This window comes from Crocosphaera sp. XPORK-15E, from assembly GCF_034931425.1.
Taxonomy (GTDB): Bacteria; Cyanobacteriota; Cyanobacteriia; order Cyanobacteriales; family Microcystaceae; genus UHCC-0190.
In genome coordinates, this window is sequence record NZ_JAYGHQ010000003.1 from 1 (window position 1) to 25614 (window position 25614).

Annotated in this window: 23 protein-coding genes and 1 tRNA gene; 8 read left to right on the forward strand and 16 right to left on the reverse strand. The window is 37.5% G+C overall.

Features of this window, described 5'->3' with window-relative positions:
* Positions 1-27: 27 nt before the first annotated feature.
* Both VB691_RS02825 and ggt read right to left on the reverse strand, forming a co-directional pair.
* Positions 28-519, reverse strand: a complete 492-nt coding sequence (locus tag VB691_RS02825; RefSeq protein WP_323289952.1) for a hypothetical protein — start codon at positions 517-519, stop codon at positions 28-30.
* 142 nt (positions 520-661) lie between these two features.
* On the reverse strand, positions 662-2215 hold the full coding sequence (ggt, locus tag VB691_RS02830) for a gamma-glutamyltransferase (RefSeq protein WP_323289953.1): 1554 nt from the start codon (positions 2213-2215) through the stop codon (positions 662-664).
* Positions 2216-2397: 182 nt separating this feature from the next.
* Between ggt and nagA the strand changes: the two genes are divergently transcribed.
* The 3 genes from nagA (at position 2398) to VB691_RS02845 (ending at position 4831) form a co-directional block, all read left to right on the forward strand.
* The gene (gene nagA / locus VB691_RS02835) at positions 2398-3558 is read left to right on the forward strand and encodes an N-acetylglucosamine-6-phosphate deacetylase (RefSeq protein ID WP_323289954.1); all 1161 of its coding nucleotides are present in this window, start codon (positions 2398-2400) and stop codon (positions 3556-3558) included.
* Between the two features lie 39 nt (positions 3559-3597).
* Positions 3598-4707 (forward strand): pentapeptide repeat-containing protein, encoded by a 1110-nt coding sequence (locus VB691_RS02840; protein WP_323289955.1) that lies wholly within the window; start codon positions 3598-3600, stop codon positions 4705-4707.
* A gap of 51 nt (positions 4708-4758) precedes the next feature.
* Positions 4759-4831: transfer RNA gene (locus VB691_RS02845), tRNA-Arg, on the forward strand.
* Positions 4832-4992: 161 nt separating this feature from the next.
* Here the strand turns inward: VB691_RS02845 and VB691_RS02850 are convergent.
* The 5 genes from VB691_RS02850 to VB691_RS02870 form a co-directional block, all read right to left on the reverse strand.
* Positions 4993-5817: an FkbM family methyltransferase gene (locus VB691_RS02850; RefSeq protein ID WP_323289956.1), complete on the reverse strand. Its 825-nt coding sequence runs from the start codon at positions 5815-5817 to the stop codon at positions 4993-4995.
* 120 nt (positions 5818-5937) lie between these two features.
* Entirely contained in the window at positions 5938-7281 is a 1344-nt protein-coding gene (locus VB691_RS02855) for a TldD/PmbA family protein (protein ID WP_323289957.1), read from the reverse strand.
* A gap of 118 nt (positions 7282-7399) precedes the next feature.
* The gene (locus tag VB691_RS02860) at positions 7400-8839 is read right to left on the reverse strand and encodes a TldD/PmbA family protein (protein ID WP_323289958.1); all 1440 of its coding nucleotides are present in this window, start codon (positions 8837-8839) and stop codon (positions 7400-7402) included.
* A gap of 244 nt (positions 8840-9083) precedes the next feature.
* Positions 9084-10145, reverse strand: coding sequence for a PEP-CTERM sorting domain-containing protein (locus VB691_RS02865; RefSeq protein WP_323289959.1), 1062 nt, complete (start codon positions 10143-10145; stop codon positions 9084-9086).
* Entirely contained in the window at positions 10132-10734 is a 603-nt protein-coding gene (locus VB691_RS02870; protein WP_323289960.1) for a hypothetical protein, read from the reverse strand. Before VB691_RS02870 ends, VB691_RS02865 begins: the two co-directional genes overlap by 14 nt.
* A gap of 327 nt (positions 10735-11061) precedes the next feature.
* Here VB691_RS02870 and VB691_RS02875 point away from each other — a divergent pair, with 327 nt between their 5' ends.
* On the forward strand, positions 11062-11949 hold the full coding sequence (locus tag VB691_RS02875; RefSeq protein ID WP_323289961.1) for a LysR family transcriptional regulator: 888 nt from the start codon (positions 11062-11064) through the stop codon (positions 11947-11949).
* A 2-nt stretch (positions 11950-11951) separates the two neighbouring features.
* Here the strand turns inward: VB691_RS02875 and VB691_RS02880 are convergent, their stop codons facing one another.
* The 5 genes from VB691_RS02880 to VB691_RS02900 all read right to left on the reverse strand — a co-directional run bounded on the left by VB691_RS02880 (position 11952) and on the right by VB691_RS02900 (position 16570).
* Positions 11952-13469: a PAS domain S-box protein gene (locus tag VB691_RS02880; protein WP_323289962.1), complete on the reverse strand. Its 1518-nt coding sequence runs from the start codon at positions 13467-13469 to the stop codon at positions 11952-11954.
* A complete protein-coding gene (locus VB691_RS02885; protein ID WP_323289963.1) occupies positions 13466-13825 on the reverse strand; it encodes a PAS domain S-box protein in 360 nt (119 codons plus the stop codon). The genes VB691_RS02880 and VB691_RS02885 overlap by 4 nt, the downstream gene beginning before the upstream one ends.
* 5 nt (positions 13826-13830) lie before the next feature.
* Complete coding sequence (locus VB691_RS02890) at positions 13831-14673, reverse strand: hypothetical protein (protein WP_323289964.1); 843 nt, start codon at positions 14671-14673, stop codon at positions 13831-13833.
* Positions 14674-14741: 68 nt separating this feature from the next.
* Positions 14742-15773, reverse strand: coding sequence for a glutaminase A (gene glsA / locus VB691_RS02895; protein ID WP_323289965.1), 1032 nt, complete (start codon positions 15771-15773; stop codon positions 14742-14744).
* Between the two features lie 41 nt (positions 15774-15814).
* Positions 15815-16570, reverse strand: a complete 756-nt coding sequence (locus VB691_RS02900) for a MinD/ParA family protein (protein WP_323289966.1) — start codon at positions 16568-16570, stop codon at positions 15815-15817.
* 202 nt (positions 16571-16772) lie between these two features.
* On the opposite strand from VB691_RS02900, the gene VB691_RS02905 reads away from it, so the two are divergent.
* The 4 genes from VB691_RS02905 to VB691_RS02920 all read left to right on the forward strand — a co-directional run bounded on the left by VB691_RS02905 (position 16773) and on the right by VB691_RS02920 (position 21566).
* Positions 16773-17294 (forward strand): DUF1003 domain-containing protein, encoded by a 522-nt coding sequence (locus VB691_RS02905; RefSeq protein ID WP_323289967.1) that lies wholly within the window; start codon positions 16773-16775, stop codon positions 17292-17294.
* 45 nt (positions 17295-17339) lie between these two features.
* Positions 17340-18434: a calcium/proton exchanger gene (gene cax / locus VB691_RS02910; RefSeq protein WP_323290168.1), complete on the forward strand. Its 1095-nt coding sequence runs from the start codon at positions 17340-17342 to the stop codon at positions 18432-18434.
* 29 nt (positions 18435-18463) lie between these two features.
* On the forward strand, positions 18464-20932 hold the full coding sequence (locus tag VB691_RS02915; protein WP_323289968.1) for a plasma-membrane proton-efflux P-type ATPase: 2469 nt from the start codon (positions 18464-18466) through the stop codon (positions 20930-20932).
* A gap of 136 nt (positions 20933-21068) precedes the next feature.
* The gene (locus tag VB691_RS02920) at positions 21069-21566 is read left to right on the forward strand and encodes a PepSY domain-containing protein (protein WP_323289969.1); all 498 of its coding nucleotides are present in this window, start codon (positions 21069-21071) and stop codon (positions 21564-21566) included.
* 177 nt (positions 21567-21743) lie between these two features.
* Here the strand turns inward: VB691_RS02920 and VB691_RS02925 are convergent, their stop codons facing one another.
* The 4 genes from VB691_RS02925 to VB691_RS02940 form a co-directional block, all read right to left on the reverse strand.
* Positions 21744-22976: an ATP-binding protein gene (locus VB691_RS02925; RefSeq protein WP_323289970.1), complete on the reverse strand. Its 1233-nt coding sequence runs from the start codon at positions 22974-22976 to the stop codon at positions 21744-21746.
* 82 nt (positions 22977-23058) lie between these two features.
* Positions 23059-23739 (reverse strand): response regulator transcription factor, encoded by a 681-nt coding sequence (locus tag VB691_RS02930; protein WP_323289971.1) that lies wholly within the window; start codon positions 23737-23739, stop codon positions 23059-23061.
* A gap of 35 nt (positions 23740-23774) precedes the next feature.
* Positions 23775-23993 carry a four helix bundle protein gene (locus VB691_RS02935; protein ID WP_323289972.1) on the reverse strand — a complete coding sequence of 73 codons (219 nt, stop codon included), beginning with the start codon at positions 23991-23993 and terminating at the stop codon, positions 23775-23777.
* A gap of 70 nt (positions 23994-24063) precedes the next feature.
* A complete protein-coding gene (locus VB691_RS02940) occupies positions 24064-25575 on the reverse strand; it encodes a hypothetical protein (RefSeq protein ID WP_323289973.1) in 1512 nt (503 codons plus the stop codon).
* Between the last annotated feature and the right edge of the window lie 39 nt (positions 25576-25614).

The following is a 25614-nucleotide window of genomic DNA, read 5'->3' on the forward strand; positions in this document are numbered from 1 at the left end:
AATCAGAGATAACTGTAGTATTTCATACTACTTTTTTGAAGTGCGGAATGTGGGTTCTAAGGTTGTTCTGGCTGTTTGAACTTCTCGATTGTTTTGTAAGGCTAAGGCGATCACTTCTTTTAAGCTAATGGCTTGACGAATATTTGTCTTTACTTCATCGGGTTTGGTGGGAAATAGTAAAGGGTTGCCACTGGGATTAAGATTATTTGGGGGCAATTTTTCTAAAATGGTTTCAGATTGTTGCAAAGATTCTTGAAAATTGGTGGGCGAAATGGGCTGAGGGGGAATTGCTTCTTCTCTAACCACTGTATTCTCTTGATTGCTTAGAGGAACTCCTTCTGTGTCGGGTTTAACTGAAGTTTCTTCCAATTGCTTAAGTTCACTGACACGGGGTTCTGATTTTAACCCGTCAGCCCCATCATTGAAGGATGAAGGGGTTTGGGCTGTCACTGATGCCTCATAAGCCAGTGCCACTAAAAGACTTACACTCACACACACACAATAACGTAAAACAAACATAGGATTTAATCAGGAATTCGAGTTGGACATGGGAAAATGACAGATCCGAGAAGTTAATAAATTGAGTGATCTTGTTACATAAGTTACAGTATCTCTCATCAACTCGGAAATCGTCGAGTTAACCTGAATGCTCCTGAAAAGTTTAACAAACAATGGCGACTCCTGCTCGACGAGGATCGCCAAACCCTTCTAAAGTTCCTGCTTCCCCATATTTAACTCCATGAACTCCCCCAAAAAACATACCGGGTTCTTGCCAAGGCACAATTTGAGTCTCTGGGGGAAGATCTAAGGACTCAAAATTTCCTAATTGGCTCATGGGTTCTAGGTTAAAAATATTATCTTCCCAATGAACTCTGGGACAATTAATTGCATTTTCTAGGGGAAGATTGAAGTCTAATAAGTTAGAAATAACTTGTAAAATAGCAGTCCTAATTCGGTTTGAACCTCCTGATCCTAAAACGATTTCGGGTTTGCCTTCTTTTAAAATAATGCTGGGAGACATCATGGAAGAAATTCGGCGATCGCTCTCCCAAGTATGAAAGCCCAAGGGGTTTAAATCTGCTTCCCCTAACATATTATTTAACATAATTCCTGTGTTGGGAATTACATAGGATGATCCTTCTCCATTTGAGTTGGTTACACTGGCAGCATTTCCTTCTTGATCGATCACACTAATATGAGTGGTACTACCCCATTTGTTGAGGGTTTTTTCTAGTTTTTTGTGGGATTTTTCTAGGTTTTCTTGACTTAAAAAGTTCTCAACAATATTATTTTGATAAACATAGTTATCATAGTTCATTTTCCTGGCTTCATTGGTCAAAGCCATCACCTGAGCCAAGATTTCTAAATGTTTTTTACTTCCCCATTCTAAGCTATTAATAGGATAGTTTTCTAACAGTTTTAAGCAGTATGCAATTAAGATTCCTCCTGAACTTGGTGGCGGATTAGTTAATATTTCATAGCCGCGATATTGGAATTTAATGGGATGTCTTTTGATGACGCAATACTGACTTAAATCTTCTAGAGTTAAATGTCCTCCTGGCGAAACATCTCTGATGATTTGATGGGCAATTTCTCCTTGGTAAAATTCCTGAACACCTTTTTTTATTAATTCTTCTAGAATGTTAGCAAAGTCTTTTATATAAGCATTTTCTCCCGTTTCTAATAAGTTACCATCTGGAGCATACAGTTTTTGCGAATTTTTTGATCCAGTTAAAATAGGTTCTAAAATCTCAAACGTTACCCGATTATACTTTGTGACTTGATAGCCATTTCTAGCATATTCAATGGCTGGTTCCGCCACAACATGAAAGGGCAGTTTTCCAAGTTGTTTATGCACTTCAAAAATTCCTGCTAAGGTACCAGGAACGGCAATGGAACCTAAGCCAATATGAAAGACTTGACTTGCTCCTTTAAAATCTAAATTAACGGCATAAAAATCGAGATCTTTAATTTGTTTTTTCTGGCTAGGAGTTTGACAAAAAAAATCAAATAAAATCTTCTGTCTCTCTTTAGTATGGGCTAAGAAAAACCCACCTCCTCCAATAGATGTTAAGGTAGATTCAACCACACAAGAGGCTAACATGGCTGCAATGGCTGCATCAAAAGCATTGCCCCCTAATTCAAAGATAATTTGACCCGCCTCAGCCGTTTTCTGATGGCCCGCAGCAATAGCACCCCGCGTTTTTTCACCCATTAATCTCTCAATGAAAATTGATGTATTTTTTTCCTTCTTTTATGGTATTATTATATTGAAAAAGATTTCATAATGGAAATATAAAGATTTGCCGATAGACAAAGCTATTCCCATTATGAAATAAATTTTCTCATATTGCGTGAGGGTTGTCAAGAGCAATAACCCTATATTGTGAGTTAAAAATGCTAAGAAATATTACAATCATTAATGCCAAATTACCAGGGTATCGAGAGAGTCAAAAAATCGTAATTGATGAGCAAGGAATCATTAAAGATATTGAGTCAATGGGTGCCAAAGTTTCTCCTGACTCCAAGCAGAATTATTATGATGCGGAAGGGGACTGGATTTCTTTAGGGGGAGTAGATTTACAAATTAATGGAGGACTAGGTTTAGCCTTTACTGATCTCCAAGAAAAACACATTTCTACATTACACAAAATCTGTCAATTTTTATGGCAAGAAGGCATTGATAGTTTTCTGCCTACGCTAGTAACAACCTCAGTAGAAAACATTAAGCGATCGCTGTCAGTAATTGACAAATTTATGAGAATACAAAGGCAAGAATCACTTGAAACTTCCCAAATATTAGGGGTTCATTTAGAGGGGCCATTTCTCAACCATGAAAGGAAGGGAGCGCACCCGGCCCAATATTTATTAACCCCTTCCGTTGAAGCCATTGAATGGTTATTAGGGGACTATAGCCATCTAGTTAAAATTATAACCTTTGCCCCCGAATTAGAGACAACAGATGAAGTCATTCCCTACCTATGTTCACGGGGAATTGTTGTCAGTTTAGGTCATTCCCAAGCCACGGCTCAAGATGCAAAAAAAGCCTTTAAATTAGGGGCATCAATGGTCACTCATGCCTATAATGCCATGCCTAGTTTACACCATCGTAAACCAGGATTATTAGGGGAAGCAATGATCAATTCTCATGTATATTGTGGGTTAATTGCTGATGGCAATCATGTCTGTACCACCATGATCGAATTATTATTAAGAGGGAGTCTTTATGAAAGAGGAGTTTTCTTAGTAAGTGATGCCTTAGCCCCCATTGGATTAGAGGATGGGGTTTATCCTTGGGATGATCGACAAATTGAAGTCAAAAAAGGCACTGCAAGACTTGCAAATGGAACCTTAGCCGGAACAACTTTGCCCTTACTGATGGGAGTAAAAAACTTAGTTAAATGGCAATTATGTTCCCTAGGAATTGCCATTGCCTTAGCCACAGAATCTCCCAGAAAAGCGATTAATTTACCAGGCATTTCTTCAGGACAACCAGCCCATTTATTACATTGGCATTGGGACGAAGAAAATAATCAAGTTAGTTGGAAAAGAATTTGAGATGATATGATTTTAAGCGGGAAGTTATTATTTGAAATCATGTCGGACTTTTGCCCTTCTCTCCATCCCCTTCTATCCTATAGCCCCTATCCGAGTTGTGTCTTTCTAAAATTAGAAGCAGGGACACCCCAAACAACTGCGGAACCCTTTACCCTGACATTAACCCTGCGGTGTGATGAACAGGAAAAAGCCTTACTGAATGGTCATCTTAAATTTGGCATAAAAGGGGGTAAACTCACCCTAACCGTAGAAAATGGAGAGATTATTGCACCCCAAAGCTTATTAAATGATTTTTGTCAGTTAGTCAGCACATCTAATACTGTTGCGACTTGGCAATTGATTCCTCAAACTGGACAATCAATGTTTACAGTAGAGATGGTTTCATCCTTGGCCAAGATTCAAGTCATGACACATCCTGTCTCTGTTATTTTGACTTGTGATGTCAGTCTAGCTGATATTTCCATCACCGATGTAGTTGGGTTATGGAAACATGATATTCATCCCAATAAACAGAGTATTTTAGAAAGAAAATTAGCACAATTTTTGTGGAAGTTCCGGCTTTCTCCCCATTTATCTCTGTTAAAGTTAACTTCAGATTTAGCCGCATCTGAAAAAGTAGAAGAAAGTTCAACAACCACCATTGATCCTAACGCCCTTTCCCAACTTCATCAACAAATTGACCGCATTTATAACGCTGAGACGAACAATTTCTTAGAATTAGCCCAAATCGCGGAATTAGACCCCTTACAAGACTTAGCGGGAGGCAATTTCTTAGCCACTGAATTAAGCGGAATTGAGTTAAGTGGGGCCAATTTGACTCAGAGCAATTTTCGGGGGGCCAATTTAACTGATGCAGACTTAAGTGAGGCGGTGTTAAACTATGCCAGATTTAGCGGGGCTGATTTAAGTGGGGCTTATTTAGGCAATGCCAACCTACAGCAAGGGGACTTTTATCGTGCCAGTTTAGCCTTAGCGAATCTGATTGGGGCTGATTTAACGGATGCCAATTTGCAGGAGGTGAATTTAAGCCAGACGAATTTGAGTGGGGCAGTGGTTAAAGGGGCAAAATTTGGCAATAATACGGGAATGACGGAAGAACTGGCGGACAGTTTGCGGGAACGGGGCGCGATTTTTGTCGGTGATTCCTGACGTGATGGCTCACAGGATTAGGGTAAACCATGTTATGCTAGAGAAAACTGTGGACACGTAGCTCAGTGGATAGAGCACCAGGTTCCGGTCCTGGGTGTCGGGGGTTCAAATCCCTCCGTGTTCGTTTTTTCTACATTAAAGATCGCGTTGGGTTTCATTTCCTTCCGATTCTTTCCAGTATGTATATGAAATCTTCATGATAAAAGTCCATTCTGTAAAGGTAACATTCGTCAACCCAACCGACAAGATTAGCGGTGCGGCAGCACTCGCTCCCGCGAGATCGCACTAAATCAAGCCTCGATATAAATCTTCTTTTATCCATGACCATGAAGGAGAGATCGCCAGAAAGTTTGAATACTGGAAATATTCTCCATACCAACCATAATTTAAACTGTAAAGCCCGTCAGACTTCAGCAATAGAACTTCATAGCCACAAGATTCTAAATAATTCATTGCCGCTTTTAATGTACTACTAGCCGGAATCCAATTATGGCTATACTCAAATTGAATTAAACCAATAGCCTGTCTTTTCAGAAACTCGTAAGCACCTTTTAGAACTTGAAAGTCATACCCTTCTGTATCAATCTTCAGAAAATCAATTTTCTCAATATTAAAATTAAGTAGATCTTTATCTAAAGAGACTATATCTACTTCTGTCTGTTCTGTTGAACCTCTAGGAGAAATCAAAGAAGATACATTAGTAGATTTAGGGTTCTCATGTAAAGTTGCTCTTCCTTCATCCTCTCCCACAGCAACTTGCCTAAAGCTTAACCCTTGATGATTTGATAGTTTTTGTTTTAAGGTCATAAATACTGTAGGGCTGGGTTCATATAGAATACCTTTCTTTGGGGAATCTGAGTATTTAAGTAATATACTCGTCCAATCTCCAACATTTGCCCCAACATCTACAAACGAGCCAATCTTTTTTGCCGCTAAGCTAACGATAAGTTCTTCTCCGTTTTTACTTATATCTGATGAGTCAGAAAGATGATGTTTAAAGATTCGCTTAGTATGAAAATAAAGGCTAATAGCTATTCTATTGAAAATATTACTTTTCCCTAAAAACTTATGTGTGGCATTGACAGACTCACGATATATACCTTCAGACATTGCTACCTCACTTGTTCTGCTTGTTATAAAACCTTAGCCTCAATTGGCTGCCTAACTTATAATAATATCACAGTTATTGACAAGATCGAAAGAGCAAGACGACCAAGGCTTAATCTCATCTTACAAAGTAAATTGAAAATCATTGACCAACATTCCTGGAACCAAAACCCCTCCTAAGCTGCGTTTTGAATAGGTATTTGTCTCAGGAATAAACTCTCGAAAATCGGTTAAATTGACTAAATTTTCTCCCCAAAATCGATAGAGACTTTCATCAAATCTTAAGTTTTCAATGGGAGCAATAATTTCCCCATTGTCTACCCAAAAACAAGCATAACGAGTCATTCCAGTGATCCTTCCTCCTGTGCGATCGCTCCAGTTTAAATAGTGTAAATTAGAGACATATAACCCTGTTTTTAAGGTAGAAAGAATCTCATCTTTCCCTAGATTTCCTCTTGCTAATTCAGGCGATCGCAAACCTTCAAAACTATTTGCACCATTGGGGGTTAACTTATATTCTGAAGCAGTACGAGCATTAATTAAAGTATTTACTAACTTGCCTTCTGTAATAATTGGCAAAATTTCGGGAGCAATTTCTCCTAATTCATTAAATCTAGGAACTGTCCCTTTGCTAAAGTTTTCTTGTAAGGAAAATAGAGGTGATAAAGTGTTTCCCTGTTGTAATTTTAATAAAGCACTACCTCCCCGTCTTAAAGATGCTTCACTAATGCCTCCCCAAGATAACATACTAACTAAATCAGCAACCGCAGCAGGAGCAAAATAGGTTCGATAACCCCCAGGTTTAAGGGTTTTTGAGGGAGTTTCTAAAGCCAATAATTGAGTTTTAGATGTTTTTATTTGCTCTAAATATTGCTGTTGCTCCCAATTTTGTCCTGAAAAAGTGCCTTTAACAGCTTTTTCTGAAGGAGTAATCAAAGAATAGTCTAAAATAAATGATTCTGTGGCAAACCAATGAAATTGACCCGCAGAATTGGCATTTCCTCGAATTACTTGGCCTGCGGTATAAATTCCCGTCATATCAATTTGAGAAACTGGGTGTAAAATCTCATTAACTACCTTTTCAGGAGACAATAAAATTCCTGGGTAAACCTCTCGACTAGAACCACAATTTTCGGGTAAAACAATATGAGGATCTTCCGGTAATTGCGGTAATTCTTTACGCAAATAATCGAGGTTTTCTCGTCCTATTTTGCTGTCGGTGGTAACATCGACCGTAAAGGGAAATGCAGCATAAGCAGTTCTTTGATTAGCGATCAAAGTGAGTTTAATTGTCCCATCTTTAACCATCCCTGTTTGTCGAACTTTTGCCCCATTAAATCGGATAAATTGGGTTTGTTCGCTACTAAGTTCAATAGATAGATGCTCATCTGTGTTTAGGATATTGATCAGATGGTCACAGAGTTGCTTAAAGCTAGATTCTAGATGTTCTAATTTTTGGGGGTTCATAATATGAAATCACTAAACGTTTTCTACTATTGTGTAAGCTTGCTGTGCATTTAAAAGATTTATTAGGATTGCTATAGTAACCTTTACAATAGGCAATCTCCAAATTTAAACACAACAATTAACCGACTCCCCCAAAAACTTCAATATTATCAAATGCACAAATAGGGGAAGCATGGCCCACACGAATTGCTTGGTTAGGTTCTCCTTTTCCACAGTCAGGAGTTCCATACATTCTCAGGGTTGAGTTATCTCCAAGTTGAGATAAACTGCGCCAAAATTGATTAGTAATGCCTCGATAATTAGGGTTTTTCAAAGTTTGAGTTAACTTGCCATTTTCGATCAGTTTTGCATATTCACACCCAAACTGAAACTTATTACGATAATCATCAATTGACCAAGATCGATTAGACTCCATATAAACCCCAGATTCAATATTACTAATCATCTTATCAAAAGAAGTTGTCCCAGGTTCTAGGTTAATATTAGCCATGCGATCGATGGGGGCCCGATTCCAGGAAGATGCGCGAAAATTGGCTACACCAGGCACTTTTGCTCTAATTTGACTCTCTAAACTCCCTAAACCCCGTAATAACATCCCATCTTTAATTAAATATTCACGGGTGGCAATATTTCCCCCATCATCAAAGCGATAACTGGCAAATTCTCCTGATACTGAAGGATCAAAAGTAACATTCATCAAAGGGGAACCATAAACCAAGTTACCAAAGTCTTCTAATTTGACAAAACTTGACCCGGCATAATTGCGTTCATCCCCTAAAATGCGATCAAGTTCCAAAGGATGACCGATACTTTCATGTATTTGTAACATCATTTGATCGGGGGCCAATACCAAGGTTGTTGTGGTTGTGGGACAGTCTGAGGCCGATAATAATTCGACTGCTTGTTCCCCGATTTTTTGAGCGCGGGTTAAGATTTCTGCCTCGTCTAAAACTTCCATTCCACCTTGATAGGAATGGGCCGTCATTCCGTTATCAGTGCGTTTTTGAATAATATTACCATCTTGGGCCGTTGCGGTGCAGTCTGTGGTAATTAATAGGAATTTTTGATAAGCATCTGACCCATTACTACTAACAAATTGAATTTCTGTTTCTAAAATACGAGCAATTGCACTGGTACTAACAATTTGCTCGGAAACTTTGAGGGTTTCATTAACCTTTAATAGCAGATTATTAATGTCTTGGGGACTGAGAAGATCGAGGGGTTTTAGATAGGGGGAATTATAGGTTCCTACGGCTTTAGGACGTTGTTCTAAACTAAAAGGATGTACCCCCCAAGCTGCGGCAGTAACAGCTTGTTTATAGGCTATTTCAGCAGCAATCTGGATATTTTCTGGGGTAAGATGATTAGTGGCACAATAACCAAATTGTCCCTTTGCTAAGACTTCCACCATAACCCCTTTGGTGTGGGTGCGTCCGTTGTTTTGGGGTTTACCATCTCTAACATAACGCAGAGTTGAGGTTTCGGTTACTTGTCGCAACCCGATCCAATCTGCGGGGATATCAATTTTATTTAACCAGGTTTCTAACAATTCGGTCATGAATTTAGATCATAGTAATTGTTTAATTATAGCAATCCTATTTCGGTTGTGAGAAAAATATCTCAGAATAGGGGTTAGGGAATCTTATAAATTATTTAGAATTGCTATATAATCATTTCTTGAAAAAAGCTGATTCAAGAGTACGCAAAAAACTCAGTGGATCTAAACTGAAAATTTAGACCCACTTTATAAAGATTAAAGATTCATGTCAGGCATTTTAATCGATAAAAATTACCAGAAAGCCTTAAATTTTACGTTTTAAAGTAGCCCCCATCCCAATGACAATTAAGGCTGAAAGTCCGAAAATAGAAGACGGTTCAGGTACAATAGCAGCAATTTGACCACTACCAGCTACTAAGTCAAGACCACCGATTGCATTTGGCGTATCCTGGGGAAAAAAGTTTGAATTTGTCCAATTTAGCAGGTTTGTTGCATTGCCCCCATCGGTTACATCTGGAGCAAAGAGAGAGAAACCGTAAATGATAGGTGCAGAGGAAAGATCAGTCAGTGGAATTAATAAACCACCAATTTGCTGATTAACGCTCAAAACATTGCCAAATTCACCGCTACTATTGGTTAAAACAGTGTAGGGTAGATTATCAGTGCTACCACCTCCCGGTCTGAGATTAGTTTGTCCCCAACCTGGTGCGATCGCCCCTAAAGAACCATAGCTGGTAGGATTGCCAGTATTATCAATACTTAAAACTGGTGCAATTTGAAACCCATCATGAGCAGTAGCAGGCCCGCGATCAAATAACGCGATCGCCAAACCAGGAGAAACCTTTAACCCATTTTGAAAGACAAAATCAACCCGTTCAATATCGGTTTGAATACCGTTAATATAGCCAGCATTGACAAAAACGTTATCAACGGCGGCAAAGATATTATTTTGACTTAAAACGGTTTCATTGCTGATTGGGTAAGGAATGCGGACAGTTGTTTCGGGGTCGCCCACCAAACGCTCTGATGAGGGGATATCCCGATCATTATAATTACCAAAGCTATCGGTTGGAGCATATCCTCCGCGCCGTAAGGTGACAACAGGTTGAGGGGAATTACCGAAGGCCCAATCAACAGAATTAGCCGTTATTCCCCTAAAAGGCAGAGATTGATTGAGATAAGTTATTCCGTTAATGGTTGAATTAGCACCATCCGTAAAGGCACCATACTGAATACCAGTAACATTTTGGGTCAGAGTTAAAGCATTTGCAGCAGAGGTTCCTACAATAGTTGAAGTAACAAGAGTACCCGTTAAAAAAACAATTGCAGTAGCGGCAGAGTGGGAAATTTTGTTAGTTAATCTCATTTTTTCTCTTTTTATCGAATTTAACAGCAGAAGCAGCACCGAGAGCAGCAAGTCCGAGTAAACTGATGACGGAAGAAGATTCAGGGACAGATGTTGCTTGAATGCTAGTGGTCGAACCTAAGAACGTATAGTTATCCGTATCTCTGTTATACAAAAAGAGGTTGTAATCAGTGGTACCTGGTGCAACAGGAGTACCATCGGGAAGAACGTTATTGCCGATGAAGTAGTAGGGATTCTGAGTTGGTGTCTCAGTGTTGACATTTAAAGCAGTAAGATTAGGGCTTAGAGAGCTATCGAAATCTAAACGCAAAAACGCATTAGTTGAGATACCGTTGACTACGCCACTGCCAGTTTGAAGTAAAGTATTAGTGCCATCGAAAACGGATAGGGATGTGGACTCTAAAAATTGAGTAGCAAAGGGAACATTGGGAAAATTAGGATTACTTTCTGAGAAAGAATTAGGAGTACCTGGTTTGGTTGTAAACGTTCCTTTTGCTGTATAGCCATTGCTAAAAGTGGCGTTAAAGATGAAATCAGCCGCCCATGCAGATGAGACAGAAAATACAGAAGAAATGCTTGAGAAAGTCACTATTGCGAGGGATGTAGCTAATTTTTGCAGTTTCATGACGAAATAGTTTGAATTATTGCTGTAATGACTTTACCAAAAATTTCCAGAATGTCGATTCTCCCATTCAAAGTTTAAAAAACTAGGAACAAAACTCACGCAGTACAGATATAATCCGTAGGCTTATTGAGTATGAATAAATTAACTTCCCTTAAACTTCTGTTAATAAAAGATTATTCAGTAAATTTGGTGAAATTCATCAACTGGCTCCCAATATAATAAAACCCTTTCATAAAGTCCAATGCTTTATAATCATGGATGTATAACTTTTAAGCATACCTGTACAAGTTTATGGAGTTACGGCATCTCAAATATTTCGTCGTGGTTGCAAAAGAACTCAATTTTACTCGTGCTGCGGAAAAGTTGTATATTTCTCAACCAGCCTTAAGCCGCCAAATTAAAGACCTTGAAGATGAACTAAATGTTAAACTATTTATCAGAAAATCAGGCGGATTGAAACTAACAGAAGCAGGAAAATTATTTCTCGAACAGGCAAAAGATATTTTAAATCGTAGTCAGGTTGCGGTGCAAAGCCTTAAGGCTTATGGTACAAATACAGATACGCCGTTGATTGTTGGCTATATTCCCACCATTTTGCAGAGTTTTTTGGGGGATGCTCTACACCGCTTTGGACTTGCCTATCCAAAAGTTCCCCTCAGTCTGCAAGAGATGTCCCCTCATAAACAAGTAGAAGCTCTACGAAATAGTATTATCGATATTGCTTTTATGGGCAATCCACCCAATGAGTTAGACCAAGAGTTTATAGTAAAATGTGTCAAAACATTTCCTATCGTTGCTTTATTACCGGATACTCATCCTTTGGCAGATCACGAATCCATTGATCTTGTTGAACTAGCAAAGGAAAAATTTATCGGGATGTCTGAAGAAACCTTTCCGGGACGCAATGATCGTATTAGGGGTACTTGTAATAAAGCAGGATTTACTCCCAATCTTTGTCTGTTTGCCGATAGTCACGCTTCAATGATTACCCTGGTTACAGCAGGACAAGGGGTCGCTGTAATGCCAAAAGAAGCAGAAGCATTACCCCATCCCAGAGTTATGTTTATGAAGCTTCATCATCCCCTCGACTATGCAAGATCAAAGGCTGTCTGGCGCAAGGAAAAACCTTCTCAATCTTTAGAAAACTTTCTGAAAATTCTCTTGGAGGATCAAAATTAAACTTACTCCCAAAATTCGTCTAAATTTACTTCAGAAATTTCACTTTGCAACTCTTTAAAATAACCACTTTTAGTAATTAAAGCGACATCCTTTTCTCGTTTTTTCTGGTCAATTTCTACCTTTAATTCGGCTAATTGTCGTTTGAGGTCATCTTCTCGATGTTTGCGATCGCTAATATCCTGTAAAATTCCTTCATAGTACAAGACTTTCCCAGACCCATCTCGCACTGCTCTTGTGTTTTCTTGTACCCAAATAATACTACCATCACGGCGATAAATTTGATATTCTAAATCCTTAACTGTACCTGTTTCTTCCATCAATCGTGTAAACTCTTTTCGACAATTAGCATCTACATAAATCTGCCGATCATTTTCCTGAATACTTGCTATCATATCTGCGGGAGAATCATAACCATAAATACGAGCCATCGCTGGATTTACACTAATAAAAACCCCATCAACCTGAGATTGAAAAATACCCTCTAAAGCATTTTCAAAGATACTGCGATAATTTTCTTCAGCAATTCGTAGAGCTTCTTCCGCTTTTTTCCGTTCTGTAACATCAATACCCACCGATACTGTTGCCTTACCTTGTTGATACTTTTGCGCTGCTACTAAATAATATCGCTTATCGCTATTAATTTCTAATTCAATAACAGAAGAAACGGAGGTTTGAGGACTAGCAATAAACTGACGCATAAATTCTGCCATTTGACTACTACCTTGCAAAAAGCCCAATTCTTGACCAATAAAAGCATCTTGAGATAACTGAAAATTTTCGGCTAAATAACGATTAACACCAATATATAAACCCCCTGCATCAATCCAAGAAATAGACCCTGGTACAGCATTTAAAACCGCTTCTAATTGTTCTTTAGCTTCTGCTAATTCTCTCTCACGGATTTTAAGTTGTTGAACCATTTGAGTAAATATTCTAGCCAGTCTTCCTAACTCATCAGTACGAACTGCGACAGAATCTAAAATTGCAGGGACAAAAGTATCATTTTCTACGGCGATCGCAGCAGCAATAACTTTATCAACTTCCTGTAAATAACTGGCCATTTGCCGATTTGCGGAAATTAAAGCGGACTCCATGCGTTTGCGTTCGGTAATATCACGAATTGTCATAACTGCAGTTTTGTCACCATTTTTAAGTTCTAAATAAGAACCATAAATTTCCAAAATTAGGGTTTTATCTGGGGTGATAAATTCATATTCTGTGGTAGAAAATTCTTGTTTTAAAACTTTAAATACTGGATGTTCACTTTGTGCCAATTCTTGACCCTGATTAACTAATGGTAATAAATTGGGTAAAGGATTTCCTAATATGGCAATATGAGCTTGATTAACTAAGCGGTCAAAGGTAGTATTACACCATTGAATTCCTGTATCTTCTCCTGTCCAAACAATCGCTTCATTAATAGAACCGAGAGCAAGTTCCATTTTTCCTAGTGTTGCTCTTAGTTCGCTAATCACAATATCTAGATTTTTTTCAGCTAGTTCTAAGTCAAGAATATTCATTTATTTTCTCCTGATAACGGACGTAATTGTGCTGTAAAAAACCACTTACCTTCTATATTTTGTGCTGTAATATAATGTTCAGATAAAACAGCGCGACCATCCTTAGTAATGACCATCGCATTGATAGGATGATTGGCTACATGAGAGATTTCTGTCATTGTAAATCGAGAAAATCCTAAATTGTGAGAATCATGAAAATTACTGGGAATAATGTCTGCTAATGTTTGGCCAATTAATTCAGAATCCCACAGATAAACATCGGTAAAACACTGATTAATATAAACCACAAATCCTTGGTCATCTGAAATTACAATAGGTTGTTTAGTTTCTAGGGTTAATTCATTAAATGTTTTCATTTTGTTTACCAATTATTATCGATTGATGTGATAGATTCTTGCCCGGATGTTTCTTGATTCAGACTTTTTTTACCCCCAGGAATATCAGCACCAACTACATAAAAATCTTGAGGATAAATCCAATGAGTATCTAAGGGGCCATGAATTTGAATACCAGTCATTACTGCATAATTAAAAATAGAATTATCTAAAGAACTTAAAAGTTGATTCACATCTTGAGAAATAATCTGACTAGCTAATTTAGTAATTTCCACTAAATTCGGTTTATCACCATATTTAAGACTAGAAAGAATTTTCTGACGAATAATTGATTGTTCAATATCTTGCATATCAGTTATTAGTTGAAGATAACCTGATTGTAATTCTTTCATAATGGCTTCTAATGCACCGCAAGCGTGGGAAGCTTGTTGAATACCTTCGCGGTAAACTTTGCCAATTTCACCATTTTTAGAAATAGCAATATGAGGCATAGCATAAAATGTAAATCTCCTGATACCATCAATAATTGGAGTGTGGTGTGTAGCTGCTGCTAAACCTGTTTTACCCATCATTACAAAGCCAGCTAAACTACAACAATTAAATGTTTTCCCCCAATATTTAATCACTTCATCAATTAAAATATCAGTGATTTCATCTCGACAAATTGCCACCATACCTATAGTTTTACCTTTATTAAAACCATATTCATTTAAAGTATTGTAAGTATTTTTGATATAGTCTGCCATTGGCAAACTGCCAGGAAAATTAGTTTGTAGAGTTTCGTAGAAAAGGGGATTACTACTGGGTTCATAACCATCTATCGCTTGAAAAATTTCATCCCGCAGTTTATCAAAGTAATTAAATGTCATAGATTTGAGATTTTTGCATTTGAGATTTTGAGTTAAAAATATTGACGAATATATCAACTAATAATTAGTTACCAATTATCAAGAGAATTACCACCTTCAATCCATTCTTGTAAATTTTTTTCTGACTTGGCAACATTAAATAAATGCAAACCAAAATCTCTAGAAATATCTGAGCAAACTTTAATTCCTCTGAGACTATTTCCCTTTTCATCTAAAGGTGGCGAGAAAACTCCAATTCCCAATTTTCCCAAAGCTACGGCAGTAATACCACCACCTACCCCACTTTTAGCTGGCATTCCCACATTGTAAGTCCATTCTCCACTAGCATCATACATTCCACAGGTCAGCATAACGCTAATTACATCTTGAACATATCGCTCATCAATCGCTCTTTCTCCAGTCACAGGGTTAACACCACCATTAGCAAGAGTTGCTGCCATCATTGCCAAATCTTGAGCATTAACCATTATGGAACATTGTTGAAAATATAGATCAAGAGTTTCATCAATTCTGTCACTAACCATACCAAAATTTAACATTAAATAAGCCATCGCTCGATTGCGATTTCCTGTAGTCTTTTCTGATAGGAATACAGGGACGTTAATATTTAATTCTCTCCCTGTGTAACGGCGAAACATATCAAGAATACGTTTGAGTCTTTCCGTTGCTCCATTTCCTTTAATTAAATCCGTAGTAGCGATAGCTCCAGCATTGACCATCGGATTATAAGGACGGTTAGTTTTCTCATCTAAAACAATTGAATTAAATGCTTCTCCTGTGGGTTCAACACTGACTTTACTATTAACATATTCTCGACCATTATCTTCTAAGGCTAAACCATAAATAAATGCCTTAGATATGGATTGAATAGTAAACAATTGATCACAATTACCCACATCAAAAACTTGACCATCAACCGTAACAATACAAATACCAAACCAGTCGGGTTTAGCTAATGCTAACTCAGGAATATAGTCAGCAACAGTGCCATCATTGAGGGATTCATATTTTTCATACAATTCGTTGAGATAAGAACGAAAAGGTGAAGCTACGGCATTAATTGAACTGGCAAGGGACTTTAAATCGTGTTTTTCTGTCATAGTTTAAAATTCTGATCATTCAGTTATCAGTCAACACTTAGTTATTCCATAATCTGCTGTGCCACTTTCGCAAATTCCCGACTCACATAATGGTCTGGATATTTCACACAGAAAACACCGTTACTGGCCAATTGTACTAAATCTTCTGAAAGGGGAAAAATTCCGGCAACAGGTGCATCATAAGCGGTTTCAATTTTTTGGCGCAAAACATCAAAATTCATGCTTTGCAAGGCTTTATTTACTGCCAGCAACATTTTGCGAACCTTTAACTGTCGTGCTACGTCCACAGTAACAGCAGTCCCTTGATAATCTTGTTTGTCGGGACGTAAAATTAGCAGCAAAACATGAGAAATAGCAATTGTGAGGAAAGTTTCTTTAGATAAACCTGGGTGAGTATCAATAAATAAGTAATCTAATTGGAGTTCCTTAACTAATTTACGAAACCCATCATTGATAAGTTTAACATCATATCCCTCGCTCAAAATTCGGGAAATATCATCAGCTTTAACACTAGAAGGAACCAGAAAAACCTTGCCGTCTCCTTTGAGTTGGAGATTATCGCTAACATCATAAGCTGCATCTTCAATCGCTGCTTGACCCCATAAATAGCTATTGAGGGTCTTATTTGTATTCTCTGGTTCCAGACCGAAAAGATTATGAATTCCTGGTGATTGAATATCAGTGTCAACTACGCCAACTCTTTTCCCTTGTAAAGCAACAGTAGTGGCCAAGTTAGCACTAAAGTTAGATTTGCCAGTACCGCCGCGATAGGAGTGTATTGAGACTACTTTTGGCATAGGTGTATTTTTTGAATTTATTTGTTACTCTTAACCCCTGATCATACTTACATAGCTACTTTCAAGTCCAATGCTTTATAATTATCGCAGCTATAACTTTTAGGCATATCAAAACAGATTTATATCTAAGTTTAAGTAGTCCAACAACAAATGAATCTCTAAAATGAGATAATTAAGAAATTAAAGAAACAGCAAGAAACTCATGGCTTATCGACGACCACTGCGTCCCAAAGTGAGTCCAGAAGAATATAAATTATTAATAAGACTCCGAGAACGCAAACCAGCACAAAATCCTCCTAAACCAATCATCAAGATGGGCGATCGCTTATCTGATGCTTTTGCTTCTGTTATGGGTTCTTGGCGTTTTATTATTATTCAATCGGTTATTTTAATGATTTGGGTCATACTCAATGGTGTTGCTTTTGTTAACCATTGGGACCCCTATCCTTTCATTTTACTTAACTTGGTGCTTTCTTTTCAAGCTGCTTATGCTGCACCCATTATTATGATGAGTCAAAATCGCCAAGCAGCAGTTGATCGCCAAGAAGCTAAACACGACTACGAAGTTAATATGAAGGCTGAATTAGAAATAGGATTACTTCATGATAAAGTAGACCTTCTGAGAGAACAAGAAATAGTTGAACTCAAAAATTTATTGTTGAAACAGCAGAAACAGATTGAACAGCTTGAAGAATTTCTTAGACAAAAGGAGAGCAGCAAATGACTCTTAAACTTAACAGCAAACAATTAGGAGAAACTTTTGTTAAAAATAACTTTTGAAAAAAGTGTCGCTGTATTTCTTTTAATTTTAGTGCCACTTTCTATTGCAGCAGATATTCTTGATTGGGGAAGAAATTTTGGTTTTATTTATGCAGTTTTGTCCATTATTCCCTTATCAATTGGGTTAAGTATCGCTACCGAGAAAGTGGCTATTTTTACAGGGCCAACCCTAGGGGGTTTAGTCAATGCTATTTTTGGCAGTGCTACCACATTAATTATTGCATTTGTTGCTTTAAAAGAAGGATTAGTTGATCTGGTTAAAGCAAGTATTACGGGCAGTATTTTAAGCGATTTACTGCTCTTTTTAGGATTAGCAATGTTGACAGGAGGAATTCGTTATAAAGAACAAGAATTTCAACCAATTCTAGCTAGAGTCAACGGATTATCTATGACTTTGGGAGTCATTGCGATCGCCTTACCTACACTAGCGATTAATACATCAAATTTAGTTGACCCCAAAGCAATTGAGCAAATCTCTGTGATGGTAGCAACTGTCTTAATTATCGTCTATGGATTAACCCTATTATTCTCCTTAAAAACTCACAGTTATCTTTATGATGTTAGTGTAGCAATTGAAACTGAATCAGATGCCTTAGAAGGACAAAAACTAACAGGTATTTATCATCAGTTATGGTTATGGATAATTGTACTTCTTCTGATGACAATGGGAGTTGCTTTTGAATCGGAATTATTTATCAAAGATCTTGATTCTGTTATTGATGGATTCGGTTTTACACCATTATTTACAGGGGTAATTTTATTGCCTTTAATTAGTGATGTAGCTGGCATTGTTACCGTAGTTCGATTAGCTTTAAAAAATCAGATGGATTTAACTGTGGCTACAGCTACAGGTGATAGTTTATTAATTACTTTATTTGTCGCGCCTTTATTAATTTTAGTAGGAGGAAGAATGAATCCAGGAATGGATCTTGATTTTAACTTTTTTGAAGTAGTTGCAATGGCTGTGGCTGTTACAGTTACTAACTTAATTAGTTTTAGTGGGCGTTCCAATTGGTTAGATGGAACTTTACTTTTAGCTACTTATTTTATTTTGGGAGTCAGTTTCTTTTATCATCCGGTATAATTTAAGTGAAACTAAGGAGTTGTTAGAAAATGAATAATACTAACGTTCTTTCCTCAGATTTATCCTTACCAGACTTGATGAAACAGTTGGGAACATCACCCAATGGACTCAATCAAACAGAAGTCGAAAGTCGCCTTTCTCAATACGGTTATAACGAATTAGCTGAAAAAACAGTTAATCCACTAATAGAATTTCTCTCTTATTTTTGGGGGCCTATTCCTTGGATGATTGAGGCAGCAGTTATCCTATCAGCATTAGTAGGAGATTGGACAGATTTTGGCATTATTTTATTATTATTAATCGGAAATAGTGTCATTGGATTTTGGGAAGAAAAATCCGCCGGAGATGCCGTCGCGGCCCTTAAATCTCAATTAGCTCTTAACGCCACTGCCAAACGGGAGGGACATTGGACAACAGTGCCAGCAAGGGAACTTGTCCCAGGAGATATCATCCGTCTCAAAATTGGGGATGTCTTACCTGCTGATGGACGCTTATTAGACTGTGATCCCCTCAAAATTGATCAAGCTTCCTTAACCGGAGAATCTCTCCCTGTGACTCACAAAACAGGTGATCAGGTTTACTCCGGTTCCATCCTCAAACAAGGACAAGCAGAGGCTGTAGTCAATGCCACAGGAGTTAATACCTTTTTTGGGAAAACAGCCAAATTAGTCGCCGAAACCGATAACGTGAGTCATTTCCAGAAAGCTGTCTTAAAAATTGGAGACTTTTTAATTATTGCGGCGATCGCCCTAGTTGGTATCATCCTCTTTGTCAGACTCTATGAAGGCGATCGCTTCTTCTCCTTACTAAAATTCTGCTTGGTGCTGACTGTTGCTTCCGTTCCCGTTGCTATGCCCACGGTTTTGTCGATTAGTATGGCAGTGGGGGCGCAAAACTTAGCCAAGAAGGATGTAGTAGTCACTCGCTTGTCTTCTATTGAAGAATTGGCGGGAATGGATATGCTATGTTCTGACAAAACCGGAACTCTGACTCTAAATCAATTGACTTTAGGCGATCCTTATACCCTAGAAGGGGTTAACGCCGAGGAGATGATTCTAGCGGCAGCCCTAGCATCCCAGTCAGAAAATGAAGATCCCATCGATTTAACGGTGATCGCTGGACTCAAAGATCAAACCCAACTTCAAGAGTATCAGATCCTGCACTTTACCCCTTTTGATCCCGTCAGTAAACGGACAGAAGCCCAAGTAAAAGACCAAAACGGCAAGACTTTTAATGTGGCCAAAGGTGCGCCCCAGGTTATCTTATCCCTTGTCGTTAATACAGCAGACATAGAAGGGCCAGTCAATCAGGTGATCGAAGACTATGCCAAAAAAGGTTATCGGGCCTTAGGAGTAGCCCGCACTAACGATCTCGGACAATGGCAGTTTCTCGGTATTCTTTCCCTGTTTGATCCTCCTCGCCCTGATTCTAAAATAACCATTGAAGCTGCCCGTCGGTTTGGGGTTCCGGTGAAGATGGTGACAGGAGATCAAGTCTTAATTGCGCGAGAAACCTGCCGACAATTAGGCTTAGGTCAAAACATTCTCGATGCAGAAATGCTGAGAAATACTCCCGCTAGTCAACTATCTAACTTAAATGACAAAATTGAGCAAGCTGACGGGTTTGGTCAAGTGTTTCCCGAAGATAAATATCACATTGTTGATGTTCTCAAACATCGGGGTCATATTGTAGGCATGACAGGAGATGGGGTTAACGACGCGCCAGCACTTAAAAAGGCCGATGTGGGAATTGCTGTTTCTGGGGCGACAGATGCGGCCCGTGCGGCGGCAGACATCGTTTTGCTGGCTCCTGGACTTTCGGTGATCATTGATGCTATTCGGCTGAGTCGCCAAATTTTCGCCCGCATGACTAGCTATACCATCTATCGGGTAGTGGAAACCATTCGCGTGTTGGTTTTTACAACTTTAGCGATTCTTTTCTTCAATTCCTATCCGTTAACGGCTGTAATGATCGTGTTTTTGGCTTTGCTCAATGATGGAGCATTAGTCAGCATTGCTTACGATCGCGCTCCCACATCCCAAACTCCCCAATCATGGGATATGACGAGAACATTAGGGATTTCAGCAGCTTTAGGACTTATTTGTGTTTTCGAGACGTTTATTCTTTATTACCTGGCCGAAAAAGTCTTTACCATTCCCAAAGATCTCATCCCTACCTTAGTTTATTTAAACCTTGCAGTCGGGGGAATGATGACTATTTACGCTACTCGTGTCGAGGGGCCTTTCTGGTCGATGAAACCTGGTAAAGCTTTGTTATTATCAACAGGAACAGCAGCTTTAATCTCAACCCTGATGGCAATTTTCGGAATTTTTATTCCTGGCATTGGGTTTCCTTGGACAGCCGCCAGTTGGGGTTATGCGTTTATCTGGTTTTTAGTGATTGATCGAGCAAAATTAGTGCTTTATGCTATTTTCGACCAGAAAAAATCAATCTTTGCTAAAAAATATTTGGAGCGTTGGCAGAGGTTTAGAATGTAAGTTCACCAATGAATAATGAATAATGAATAATGAATAATTATTCATTGATAAATGGAAAGAATCTAATCTTTCTAACTTCTTTATATTGATTGCTTAAAGTGTAAGTATCGATTCAAAAATAAAGAAGTAAATCACCATGAAAAATTCAACTCAACTCACTTTAGGTATAGCTTTACTAAGTATATTGGGTCTTGGTAGCTTAGCACGAGCCGTTAGTACAACACAAGTAAAATCTCCAGTTGCTGTCATTTCTTCAGAGCATAAATCTTACCAGGTTGCAGAAGCAGCAGAAGATGATGAAGATGGGGAAAATGATGATGATGCTCACGAAAAACAAGAATCAGCTAATTTACAATCTCTTGCTAAAATTAGTCCCCAACAAGCACAACAAGTTGCCGAGAAATCAATGGGAAGTCAAGCAACTAAAGTTGAATTAGAAAATGAAGACGGAAATTTAGTTTATTCTGTGATTATTGGAGAAAAAGATGTGAAAGTTGATGCGGGTAATGGCAAGATTCTTTATATTGATAACTCTAATGCTGAAACTGATGAGAAAAACCGTCCTCAAAGTAGTATTCGCGTTGCTGAAGATGCAGAGGGAGATGGTGATGGTGAAATGAATGATGATGGTTAAACGTAAAACAATTAAAAATTATATGGCTTAACTCTGAAGGGTTAAGCTATATAAACAAACTCTGTGCCGACAGGGTTTATTTAGGCTGTGTAGACAGCCTTTGTTTTTGTAGTATGAGGCTTTAGCCTGTATATAATTGTTGATTTTATCTATTTATTAAAAGAGATTATTATTTTATTAATTAATCGGTAAAGATATGGTAAAACAGCTACCAATTCCTAACTGACTGGTGACAGTAATTGTTCCCCCGTGATGTTTAACAATTGCTTTGACAATTGCTAGGCCTAAACCAGAGCCACCATTCCAATAAGAGCGAGACGTATCTGCTCTCCAAAATCGCTCAAAAATTCTCTCCAAATTTTCGGCAGATATGCCAATTCCTGTATCTTTAATTTGTATTTCAATTGAGGATTTTTTCTGTTTACCTTGTATCTCAATAACCCCTGATTCTGATGTATAATAAATCGCATTATCAATTAAATTACTAAATAATCTTTCAAGTTTTAAGGAATCCCCAGACATCCATATAGTTTCAGATAATTTAAGTTTAAAGTTAAGTTTTTTAGCTTCAATTTTTGGCTGATATAACTTAACTAATTTTTCTAAAATAATTACTAGATTAACTGTTTCTTTCTTAATTAGATTAATTTGATCAGAACGAGCTAAAATTAGTAAATCTTCCGTTAAATTAATCATTTGTTCTGTTGCACTAGCAATGGCTTCAAAACTTTCTTGATCTGTTTTTCTCATGCCTTCTGAATATTTAAGAGAAACAGCAACATTACTATCAATAACCATCAAAGGATTACGAAGTTCATGGGAAGCATCTGCTGTAAACTGTTTTAACCTTTGAAAACTTTCTTCAATGGGTTTCATTGCCTGATTAGTTAACAGAATACCACCAATTCCACTAATACTTAAAGCCACAATAATACTAATTCCTAATCCCCAATCTAATTTGGTTAATGTTTCTTCTAATTCTTCCAAAGATTGACTAACTCTCACATAACCAATTAATTGACTAATATCACTATCAATAATGGGCAAAGTAATGCTTTGAATATTCGGATTTCCTGGTTTAATTTGCACTAAATCATCTGGGGATAAAGGCAAACTACTGATAAATTCACCCTGCTTTAAAATAGAGTTACCTTTAACATCAAACCACTGTAAAGATTGCTGATTATTTAACAATTCTCGAAGCTTAAAATCATCATCAATTTTTAATTGATTGTGTTCCCATTCTGTATTAGCAGCCGCACCCTGTCCTAATGCTGTTAGTTTTTCTATTAGTTGTTGTCTCAAATTATAGGCAAATATTAAACGAATACCAAGAGAAAATATGCCTAAAATTAAGGCTAAAATGAGCAAATAAGATAACAGTAAGCGATGGCGAATATTTTTAAACATAATCTAAAAGTAGAATTAATAACTAACTGTATACAGGCTTAAACCTGATTCTATAAGAACAAAGGCTATCTACATAGCCTAATTATTCAGAAATAGCTGTCAAACGATAACCCATACCATAAATAGTTTCAATTAAAGTTTCGGGACTGCCAGCCGCTTTAAGCTTTTTTCGTAAATTTGTGATATGAGTTCTTACTGTTTCTTCCCCTGATAAATCATCAAATGTCCAAACTTTTTCAATGATAGCTGAACGAGTTAAAACTTGATGAGGATTTCTTAAAAAATATTCTAATATCATATATTCTTTGGGAGTTAAAATTAGGGTGTTTCCTGCATAAGTTACTTCTTGACTATTGGGGTCTAAATGTAAATTACCATGAATAATAATCGGAGGTTTAATGTCTAAATATCTTCGGGATAATGCCCTAATTCTAGCAGCTAATTCTTCTAATTTAAACGGTTTAACTAAATAATCATCTGCCCCTGCATCAAGTCCAATGACTTTATCTTCTGTGGTATCTTTGGCAGTTAACATCAAGATTAATGCCTTATATTTTGCGTCCCGTAATCGTTTACAGAGAGAGATTCCATCTAATTTAGGTAGCATCAAATCTAATAAAATTAAATCATATTGAGTTGCTTGGGCATATTCCCATCCTTCTATTCCATCATTAGCTAAATCAACAGAATGACATTGATAGCTTAAATCTTTGGCAAGGGGTTTAGCGATACGAGTGTCATCTTCAACAATTAAAATTTTCATAAGTTTTAAGAAAGTTACTCAGAAATAATGAATAATTAAGTATTGTTTTTTGCGGTTTTTATGATGGAAGTTAATAGTTTGAGAATTTCCTCTAAGTCATTAATAATTGATTGATAGCCTTTTTTATCGATATAATTTGATTGATGTAATAATTCTAACCAATAATCTGATTCATTGGCTTCTTTCAAGGCGATCGCTAATAAAAAAGCGAACTTACTGATTTCTATTCCAGATACGGCTGAAATTTCTCTCAATAATGCCCTCTCAGATGATTGGTTTCCCGATTAAGAAAAATGATAAAATTAATTACTCATTATTCATTAGTCAAGATGTCCTAATTTTTTTCCTTCTCATAGAAAACACGAGAACAAATGCTAATAGAAATAAAGTGATTATTGAAGCATAACCCCTCGGCAATGCTAGGCCTCCATGATCGACCGGTTTAGTCAAAAAATCCCCGAAAGTAGCACCAAATGGCCGTGTAAAGATGAACGCGATCCAAAATAGCAAAACCTCACTCAACTTAGTATGGTAATGAAGGGCAATAACTACACCAATAACGCCAGCAGTGACGAATGCGCCTTGTACATAACTCAGACCCATATTGCTCGTCAGAAAGTCTCCAAAGGCTGTTCCTAAACTGTTTGAGAAGACGATCGCCAGCCAATAGGTAGTCTCCGCATCTTGCCTAACAATGGGATAAACGCTGAGATCCCGATCCCGATAGTACCAGATAGCAAGAACAGTCAAAAGTCCAGCGACAAGAATCAGGGAACCTGCCGTATAACCAAGGCCCAGAGAGCGATCCATCAAGTCTGAAACTTCAGTTCCGGCGGTAGTTGTGGCAATGATAGCCGTCCAATACAAGAACGGGCGATGTCTATCAGCTTTAATCTGAACAAATAGGAGAACTGCTAGGATAACAAATGTTACTGCAAAGCCTACATAATATCCCAAGTTTAAAGACATTGAAATGAAGTCCCCTGCTGTTTCACCTAGAGTTGTAGCGAGTATCTTCATGATCCAAAAAAAGATAGTAACTGCTGCAACTTTGTTCAATTGTCTTTCCCAGTTTTCTTGATCACTTGGCAGTAAAATTCGTTTTTTCGACTTAAAACTTAAGTAAATAACTAGACTGAAAATTATGGAGAGAAAAAGCATACTGGTTCCTACTGTCCCATAGCCAAAGCCTCCATTTTTAGTGGGTTGGGATAGTAAATCACCCATTGATGCACCTAAAGGACGAGTCAAAATATAAGCTAACCAGAATGCTAAAACTGCATTCATTTTGAAGTAATAATAACCAACTGTTATGATGGCAATTGCTGCTGCAAATAATAATGCTGAGTTAGCATAACCTAATCTTAAAGACTCTCCTAAGAGATCTCCTGCTGAAGTACCCAAAGCAAAGGTAAATAAAATAGCTACCCAATAGAAAAGCTCTCTTTTAGTTGTATTTATGGAGTGCATCGCTAAGGTTTTTTCACTTAAATACCAAAACCCAAAAACTGCCAATAAAACAAAACTAAAAACAATGGTAGTTGTTACCAAATTAACGCTAAAATCATCTACTAATCTATCAGTAATTAATGTACCAACAATACTGATTAAAACAACAACAAGCCAGTAACTCAATGGTACATAACGCTTAATCCTAAATTGGTTGAAAAGTGCAATCAGCAGTAAACCACCCATAATATAGGAGGTAACACCTAAACCAAGGTTCATCGTAAATGCAAAAAAATCAGCCCCAGTTTCACCGACTGTGGTTGCGAGAACTTTAATTATCCAGAAGTAAATTGTAATCTCTGGAACCCTGTTTAACATCTTTTCCATGATATTTTTTCTGAGTTCTATAATTAATAACTTAATCAT

What these genes read in the sequence shown, in the direction of transcription:
- VB691_RS02825 (WP_323289952.1), bottom strand. Translation starts at nt 519, where the DNA reads ATGTTTGTTTTACGTTATTGTGTGTGTGTGAGTGTAAGTCTTTTAGTG.
- ggt (WP_323289953.1), bottom strand. Translation starts at nt 2,215, where the DNA reads ATGGGTGAAAAAACGCGGGGTGCTATTGCTGCGGGCCATCAGAAAACG.
- nagA (WP_323289954.1), top strand. Translation starts at nt 2,398, where the DNA reads ATGCTAAGAAATATTACAATCATTAATGCCAAATTACCAGGGTATCGA.
- VB691_RS02840 (WP_323289955.1), top strand. Translation starts at nt 3,598, where the DNA reads ATGTCGGACTTTTGCCCTTCTCTCCATCCCCTTCTATCCTATAGCCCC.
- VB691_RS02850 (WP_323289956.1), bottom strand. Translation starts at nt 5,817, where the DNA reads ATGTCTGAAGGTATATATCGTGAGTCTGTCAATGCCACACATAAGTTT.
- VB691_RS02855 (WP_323289957.1), bottom strand. Translation starts at nt 7,281, where the DNA reads ATGAACCCCCAAAAATTAGAACATCTAGAATCTAGCTTTAAGCAACTC.
- VB691_RS02860 (WP_323289958.1), bottom strand. Translation starts at nt 8,839, where the DNA reads ATGACCGAATTGTTAGAAACCTGGTTAAATAAAATTGATATCCCCGCA.
- VB691_RS02865 (WP_323289959.1), bottom strand. Translation starts at nt 10,145, where the DNA reads ATGAGATTAACTAACAAAATTTCCCACTCTGCCGCTACTGCAATTGTT.
- VB691_RS02875 (WP_323289961.1), top strand. Translation starts at nt 11,062, where the DNA reads ATGGAGTTACGGCATCTCAAATATTTCGTCGTGGTTGCAAAAGAACTC.
- VB691_RS02880 (WP_323289962.1), bottom strand. Translation starts at nt 13,469, where the DNA reads ATGAATATTCTTGACTTAGAACTAGCTGAAAAAAATCTAGATATTGTG.
- VB691_RS02885 (WP_323289963.1), bottom strand. Translation starts at nt 13,825, where the DNA reads ATGAAAACATTTAATGAATTAACCCTAGAAACTAAACAACCTATTGTA.
- VB691_RS02890 (WP_323289964.1), bottom strand. Translation starts at nt 14,673, where the DNA reads ATGACATTTAATTACTTTGATAAACTGCGGGATGAAATTTTTCAAGCG.
- glsA (WP_323289965.1), bottom strand. Translation starts at nt 15,773, where the DNA reads ATGACAGAAAAACACGATTTAAAGTCCCTTGCCAGTTCAATTAATGCC.
- VB691_RS02900 (WP_323289966.1), bottom strand. Translation starts at nt 16,570, where the DNA reads ATGCCAAAAGTAGTCTCAATACACTCCTATCGCGGCGGTACTGGCAAA.
- VB691_RS02905 (WP_323289967.1), top strand. Translation starts at nt 16,773, where the DNA reads ATGGCTTATCGACGACCACTGCGTCCCAAAGTGAGTCCAGAAGAATAT.
- VB691_RS02915 (WP_323289968.1), top strand. Translation starts at nt 18,464, where the DNA reads ATGAATAATACTAACGTTCTTTCCTCAGATTTATCCTTACCAGACTTG.
- VB691_RS02920 (WP_323289969.1), top strand. Translation starts at nt 21,069, where the DNA reads ATGAAAAATTCAACTCAACTCACTTTAGGTATAGCTTTACTAAGTATA.
- VB691_RS02925 (WP_323289970.1), bottom strand. Translation starts at nt 22,976, where the DNA reads ATGTTTAAAAATATTCGCCATCGCTTACTGTTATCTTATTTGCTCATT.
- VB691_RS02930 (WP_323289971.1), bottom strand. Translation starts at nt 23,739, where the DNA reads ATGAAAATTTTAATTGTTGAAGATGACACTCGTATCGCTAAACCCCTT.
- VB691_RS02940 (WP_323289973.1), bottom strand. Translation starts at nt 25,575, where the DNA reads ATGGAAAAGATGTTAAACAGGGTTCCAGAGATTACAATTTACTTCTGG.